This window comes from Streptomyces sp. NPDC002088, assembly GCF_040296605.1.
Taxonomy (GTDB): Bacteria; Actinomycetota; Actinomycetes; order Streptomycetales; family Streptomycetaceae; genus Streptomyces.
Genome location: NZ_JBEOXO010000069.1, coordinates 1 through 7,287 on the forward strand (window position 1 = coordinate 1; position 7,287 = coordinate 7,287).

3 protein-coding genes and 2 pseudogenes are annotated in these 7,287 nt (G+C 69.1%); 2 read left to right on the forward strand and 3 right to left on the reverse strand.

The window, feature by feature from the left end; genetic code table 11:
• Positions 1-95: 95 nt before the first annotated feature.
• Positions 96-1,046: pseudogene (locus tag ABT114_RS49545) on the reverse strand (ISAzo13 family transposase); the annotation flags it as partial.
• 82 nt (positions 1,047-1,128) lie between these two features.
• Here ABT114_RS49545 and ABT114_RS49550 point away from each other — a divergent pair.
• A complete protein-coding gene (locus tag ABT114_RS49550) occupies positions 1,129-1,443 on the forward strand; it encodes a hypothetical protein (RefSeq protein WP_351153751.1) in 315 nt (104 codons plus the stop codon).
• Positions 1,444-1,520: 77 nt separating this feature from the next.
• Here ABT114_RS49550 and ABT114_RS49555 read toward each other — a convergent pair whose 3' ends face one another.
• A complete protein-coding gene (locus tag ABT114_RS49555; RefSeq protein ID WP_351153753.1) occupies positions 1,521-5,705 on the reverse strand; it encodes a carboxypeptidase regulatory-like domain-containing protein in 4,185 nt (1,394 codons plus the stop codon).
• A gap of 716 nt (positions 5,706-6,421) precedes the next feature.
• A pseudogene (locus ABT114_RS49560) lies at positions 6,422-6,730 on the reverse strand (acyl-CoA dehydrogenase family protein); the annotation flags it as partial.
• 19 nt (positions 6,731-6,749) lie between these two features.
• Here ABT114_RS49560 and ABT114_RS49565 point away from each other — a divergent pair.
• Complete coding sequence (locus tag ABT114_RS49565) at positions 6,750-6,926, forward strand: TetR family transcriptional regulator (protein WP_351153756.1); 177 nt, start codon at positions 6,750-6,752, stop codon at positions 6,924-6,926.
• Positions 6,927-7,287 lie beyond the last annotated feature (361 nt).

Here is a 7,287-nt window from a genome sequence, read left to right on the forward strand (position 1 = left end):
TCGGACAACCCCACCCATGGATGCATGCCGGGCCCAACGACCGCGCTCCTCCAACGTCACTGAGAACTGCTTGACGAGTTCAAGCAACGGCATTGAGTTCCGGGAGGCAGGTGGCAGACAGTGATCGTCAGGCCGGACTCGGCTGCGAACTGGGCGAGCTCGGTCTTCCAGGTGCGGGTGCGGTAGCCGTTGGAGCCGCCCGCGTCGGCGGTGATCAGCAGCCGGCTGGCCATCGGATAGGCAGCCTGCCCGGCGCCGTTCCACCAGCGGCGGATCGACTCGACAGCGAACCCGGCGGTGTCGTGGTCGGTGCCCACGTTGACCCAGCCGGTGTTTGCGGCGACGTCGTAGATGCCGTAGGGCACTGCCCGGCCCAGCTCACGGTCGGGGAAGTCGTGGGTGTCGACCCGCACCGGCTCGCCTCTCGGCTCCCATTCACGGCCGCTGTTCTTGAAAGGGCCGACCAGTTCCTTCTTCTTCGTGTCCACACTGATCACAGGAGCCCCGCCGTCCTGGTGGTTGCGGGCCTGCTCGTTGAGATAGTGGAACTGCGCGTCCCGGTCGGGGTGCTGCTTGCCCTCCAGAGTCTTGGCGTTGCTCTGCAGGCTGAAGCCCTCCTCTCGCAGCAGGTCGCCCACCGTATCCGCACAGATCCTGTGGCCCTGCCGGGTCAACTCCGCTGCGAGTTTCCGGGTGGACTTGGTGGTCCAACGCAACGGCGACATCGGATCCCCGCGGACATCGGGCTCGACCAGAGCGAGAAGCGCCGCCCGAAGGGCCGGGTTCAGGTCGACGACGCGCTTGCGGCCGCCGCCGGCCCTGCGGACCCGCCCCAACGGAGCCTCTCCGGAGTCGAGTTCCCGCACCCCGAGCGACACAGTGGCCTCACGAACACCTGCGGCACGGGCCACCGCCCTGATGCCGCCGTGACCGAGCGACCGAGCCTCCGCCCCTATCAGCAGACGACGCTGCCGCTCGTCCAGATGCGGCAGGATCGCCTCGAACTTGGCTGCCAGCACAGCCCGTTGCCCTTCCAACCCGCTCATACCAGCGCAACGACCCACCGAACGGGAAGCCACGCGTTAAAGATCTGCACGCCCTAAGACCCTTGTGCAGGCGGCACGCGGGATGGGTGACGCGTTGCTGGAGCGGGTCACCCGGGACGAGGCGGGCGCCCGCTGGCGCTTCGTGGAACACCGCAATGAGCCGCCGCTCCTGCCCCCGGGCACGGCCTGGATGCAGGGCGCGGCGGGCGTGGCGGCGTACCTGCTGCGCCTCGGCCGGTTCCTGGAGGTCGGCCCGGACGCCGTGGTGGTGGACCGTCCGGACCAGTGGTGGGCGGTGCCGGCACACCTGCGTCGTACGGCCTCGGAGTGGACGCTTCGCCGGCCGGGCGTGCCGATGCGACCGGCCCGACACCGGCCGGGGCCGCACTCAGCATAGTGAGCGCGGCCCCGGGGATGTCCGGTGCGGAGCGGGACCGGCTTCCGGCCGGGCCCGCCACGCCTACGGGATCGTTGCTAGACCTTCTTCAGGGTGAAGTTCGTCGTCACCGTTCCCTTCTTGACGACCTTGACGGTGGCCACCGTCGGCGCGTAGCCGTCCTTGGCGACGATCACGCTGAGCGGGTTGTTGCGGACGTCCAGCCACAGGGCGTAGTGGCCGTCCTTGTCGGTGATCAGGGTGAACGACTGCGCCCATGAGTCGACCTGGACGGTGGCCCCCTTCAGGGCTGCCGTGGTGCCGTCGGACGCCTTGCCGTACACCGTGCCGGTGATCTTGCCCCAGGTGTTCGGCGGGGCCACGGTCATGGTGACGGGGACGGCCGCCACCGAGTACGGCGTGTCGGAAGCGATGCCGATCTTGGCGGTGAACTCACCGGGCTGGGTGATCTCATCGACCGACGACGTCACCGACACGGTGACCGTGACGCTGGCCCCCGGAGCGAGCGTGACCTGCGAGGTGTCCAGCGACATCCAGCTGACGTCCGAACCGCCGACCTGGTCGTAGCCGGGGAGCAGTTCGACCGTCTTGACCGGGGTGGCGTTGCTGATCGCGCCGCCGACCTTGTAGAAGCCGGGGGCGCCGCCGCCGCGATAGGTGGCGGTCTGGGCGTTGGGCAGCGACGACCAGGTCCCGGCCGCCGGGTCGTAGGCATAGCTCACGTTGGTGAGGGCGTTGCTGCTGACACCGGAGCTGATCAGCAGCATGCCGTTGGCCGTGGTGTGCTCGGAGCCCCACAGGGTCTTCGGCATGTCCGGCAGGGCGGACCAGGAGTCGGCGGCCGGGTCGTAGACGTACGCGGACTTCAGGTCGCTGGAGCCCCCGTAGCCGCCGGCGCAGTACAGCAGCCCGTCGATGGCGCCACAGGACTCCCAGGAGATGCTCACCGGGTAGTTCGCCGCGGTGGACCAGGAGTCGTTCGACGGGTCGTAGACCGTCACCGAGGTGGAGCCGCAGGTGTCCGTGCAGCCGCCGACCACGTACAGCTTGCCGTCCAGGACCGCGGAGCCCGAGCCCGCCAGCGGTGTCGGCGACGAGGCGCCGGTCGTCCAGGTGTTGGAGCTCGGGTCGTAGATCTCCAGTTTGGCGTCCGTGCTGCCGCTGGCGCCCCAGCCGCCGACGGCGTACAGCTTGCCGTCGATGAAGCCGTGGGCCGGCGACTCCCGGGTATCGGCCGCGTCGGCCAGCTGGGTCCAGCCGCTCTCGGCGTCGTAGGAGTACAGCGACTTGATGTCGCCCGAACCGTCGTAGCCGAACGCTGAGTAGACCTTGCCGTCGTCGGCGGCCACGGCGTTGTCCTGGATGGTGTCGGGCAGGTTGGCCACGGTCTGCCAGGCGTCGCCGCCCTCGGCCGGGGCCGCCGTGCTGTCACCGGACGTGCCGGCCTGACTCTTCGCCGACAGCGGCGAGTAGTCGCCCTCCACGCTGATCAGCGGCGCGCCCGAGGAGGCCTGGGTGAAGCTGCCGGTCTTCTCGGACAGTTTGACGGTGGCGTCGGCGCCACCGGTGTTCTTGACCGTGACGGTCTTGGTCGCCGAACCGCCCCAGGCGACCGGGGCGTCGACCGAGGCCGGCGTGATCTTCAGCTGCCCGGCCTTGAGGGAGAAGTTCTTCTGGACCGTGGAGTCGGCGGCGAAGGTCACGGCCTTGGCGGCCGAGGTGTACTTGGACTTGGCGGCGGTCAGGGTCTGCTGGCCGGCCGGCGCGAAGGCCCAGTAGAAGCCGTCACCGAGGGCCGCGTCGTCCGGGGTGGCGGCCGAGATGGTGCTCACGGCGCTGTCACCGGTGCCGGTCACGGTGGCTCCGGTGACGCCGTCGCCGGTGTTGGCGTCCTTGACCTCTCCGACGACCAGGCCGCCGGGGACGGTCGAGAGGTCGCGGGCGCCGACGAACACGTCGTCGACCTCCCACCACCAGCCGAACTTGCCGGTGAAGTGGAACCGCACCCGTACGTCGGACTGGCCCGCGTAGTCGGCCAGCGGAATCGTGACCTTGGATCCGGTCACGGAGGTGGTGTGCGAGGAGACCACGGTCCAGGTGGTGCCGCCGTCCGAGCTGACCTCGACCTTGCCGGTCTGCCCGGTGTACGACTTGTAGGTGGTCCGGTAGCTCAGCTCCGGCAGGTCGGTGCCCGAGAAGTCGTAGGACGGGCTGGTCAGCGTGGAGTTCTGGGTCTTGCCGGTGCCCGCCTTGTCGCTGTCGACGATGGCGAAGGCGCCGGTGCCGCCGGTGGTGTTCTTACGCTTGCCCGGGTCGTCGAACTCCCAGCCGCCGGTGGTGCCGTCGGCGTTGACCACACTCCAGCCCTCGGGGGCGGAGGTGGTGGAGTCGAACGGCTCGGTGGTGCCGTCGTCCGCCGTGGTGTAACCGGCCGCGGTGCCCGCCCAGGCGTCCACCGGGAGGCTCACGTTGGCGGAGACCGCGGAGTCGCCCACGGTGATGTCCTTGGTGGCGCTCTTGTAGCCGGGGTAGTTGCTGGTGACCTTCAGCGTGTACGTCTTGCCGGCCGGGAGGTTCACCGAGTAGGTGCCGGTGAGCGGGTCGGTCTGGATGGGCGCGCCCGACACTCCGTCGACGGTGATCGCGGCGTACAGCGGCCAGCCGTGTCCGGAGCCGTCGGTGATCTTTCCGGAGACGGTCTCGGTCGGGACCGGGGTGAGCGCGAAGCTCTCGGTCACCGTATCCCCGTCGGTCACCTCGACCCCGGAGAGGGTGGCCGTGGTGTAGCCGTAGGCGTCGACTGTGAGGTCGTAGGTACCGGCCGCCAGGGTCAGCGAGTAGCTGCCGTCCGCCGCGGACTTGGCCTTGGAGTCGCCCGCGGTGATCTCCGCGCCGGCGATCGGGTCACCGGTGGTGCTGTCGGTGACGGTGCCGCTCAGCACGCCGTGCGGACCGTTCTGGAAGGCCTGGACGCCGTTGGGGGTGCCGAGGCCGGTCGGGCCGTCCCAGCCGTCGCCCGCCGTGCACAGCTTGGCGGGGGTGCAGGAGCCGTTGTCCCCGTCGACGACGTCGTTGAGACCGCTGCCGTCGGCCGCGTAGGGGTAGGCGGCGGGGTAGGTGCCGGCGGTCGGGGTGCCGGCCGCGGCGTAGGCGCCGGCGATGATCGGCGAGGAGGCGCTGGTGCCGCCGTAGACGGCCCAGCCGCCACCGCCGTAGGTCTGGTAGACCGAGACACCGGTCAACGGGTCGGCGACCGCGGAGACATCGGAGACCGCGCGCATGTCGCAGCCGGTGGTGACGCTCTCCTGCCAGGCCGGCTTGGCCTCGTAGACCGAGCAGCCCGAGCCCGGACCACCGTAGCTGTTGTACCAGACCGACTCGGACCAGCCTCGGCTGGTGGAGGAGTCCTGCTCCAGCGCGGTGCCGCCCACGGAGGTCACGTACTGCGAGGCCGCCGGGTAGGCGACTCCGTAGGCGTCGTCGCCCGAGGAGGCGACCACGGCGACACCCGGGTGGTTGTAGTGGGCGTCGAAGTCGGTGGTCTCCGACGGGTCCTCACCACTGCCGGGAGTGCTGGTGTAACCCGTGCCGTACGAGTTGGAGATGAACTTGGCGCCCTGCGCGACCGCCTGGTCGACCGAGGCGCCGATGTCGTCGAAGCTTGCGGAGTCGGCTTCCACCAGGACGATGTTCGCGTACGGGGCGGCCGCCGAGACCATGTCCAGGTCGAGCGAGATCTCACCGGCCCAGCCGCTGTTGGCGGCCGGGTAGTCGGTGCCGCCCCGCTGGTCGACCTTCTTGAAGCAGCCGTTGTCCGTGGTGCAGGCGGACAGTCCGTACTGGGCCCGGTAGACCGCCAGGTCCTCTTCGGCGGTCGGGTCGTCATAGGCGTCGACGATGGCGATCGTCTGACCCGCGCCGCCGCCGGCCGGCAGGTTGTAGGCGTCCTGCAGCGCGGTGGCGCCCCAGCCGCTCGGGGTGGTGTCGCTGGGCTGGACGCCTTGCTCGGACTTCACATCGGTGCGGCGCAGCGCGAAGCAGCTCACCTCACCGGGGCCGGGCTCGGCGCACGAGGCCTCTACGGAGGGCTTGGTGGTGTCGTCGGAGGTCGCGGAGGTCGCCGCGTTCGCCGCCGGGGCGGTGAGCCCCAGTACGGCGATGGCCGCGGCGCTGGCCAGGGCGGTCAGCCCAGTCCGGACCGGTCTTCTTCGTCTGGTGGCCGGTCTGGATATGCCGGTGACTCTCAATTGCGTGTCTCCCATGTGTTGCACGGGTCGACCACACTTTTTTCAGGTCGACGACGAATTGTATTCGCCGTTCACTAATTGGTCGGTACCAGGGAGAGATCTGTCAACGATGCCGCTGTTAATGATTTATTTCTCTGCAACGTCAAAACGGGCTATTCCTGATCAAGTCGAGCGAAAGGTGGCGCCCGTTCGGTGTCGATTACCTGGGCATTTCGCGACATTATCCAGGCTCCGGCTGAAATTGCCTGGTACCGGACGACAGTGGTCTGTACCTCTGTCGCCCCAATCTGCTTCGCTGCGAGGTGAGTTGGTCGAAGGCTGCCAGGGAAGGAAGGGGCCGATTCGGCCACCTGGCGACGTCCGGACATCCCTCCGAACCTTCCGGGGTGATAGTGGCCAGCATTTTTCCGGTAGTGGACAGGGCGTGGTCGATCATTTTCAGACATTCATTGGTGTGTGTTACACGAGTGTGGCCGATTTCTGCCGGGGAAGGGTTTTGTGGAATTCGCCTCACTCTCGATGGCTCTACGGGTCGGTTCGCTGATCCGATGGGGAGTCAAAAAGTTTCAGAGGGTTCTGTGGGGTTTATCGGCGGCGGTTCGGTGGAAATACCGCAAGGGCTCGGCAGATAAACGCGACGCAGCGGATGAACCCGTCCGAAGGGAAGCGCCCCCGGCCGTAGGCCACGTACGAAGCCCCGGGGGCACGGAGGGGGGCCTCTGCCCGGCACCGAGTGCCCGCGGGTCGGATCCGGCGCCGGGCGCCGGCTCGGTCATCGCGAAGCAGGAGCGCACCGCACCGGATGCCGGCGGGCGCAGCAGGCGTTCCTTCTGTCGCTCGGTCGCCACCACCTCAAGCAAGTGCATGTTGCCCTCGTCGGGTGCCGCGCAGTTGAGCGCGAGTGGCCCCAGCAGGGAGTAGCCGGCCGCTTCGAACACCACTGCCTGCCCGCACATGTCCAGCCCGAGACCACCCCACTGCGTGCCGACATGCGGAGCGAACACCCCCGCACCGCGGGCCGCGTCCTGAAGCCTCCGGCGCGGCAGCCGGCAGGCCACGCTGCGACTCTTCGCCGAGCAGGGCTACCGGTCCGCCACCATGACCGACATCGGAGCGGCCGTGGGCATCCGGGAACCGAGCGTCTCTAGAACTCTTTGTGTGCCTGGGGTTTCCGGGCTTTTCGGGCGCGGCGTGGCCGTGTGCGGTTGCCGTCCGGTGGTCCGATCCTCGGGGTGAGGGGGTGGACTCGGGTGGCGTGCAGGTGGTGGAAGCCGGTCCGCTCGGCGGCGCGGGTGCGTCGTCGACAGGTTCTGCGTGAGAGCCGCCTGCGTCCGGGTGGAAGAAGGTCTTCTCCCCGGGCGTGGGCGGGTACTCCATGACCTGGCACCGGCCCGGTGGGGGTGGGTGTTTGGGTGTCATGCCCCGCCGGACGCTGGACCATCCCGGTGGGGGTGGTGGCGGGGACCGTACGCACATCGGGCATACGGCGGGAAGTCTTGTGGCCCGGGACCTGCCCGAGGGCGGCGCGCCGGGAGCCTCGGTGCCGGGGGCCGGTGGGTCTGCCGGGGGTGGGACGCCCCTTGCCCGGGGTGGTCTT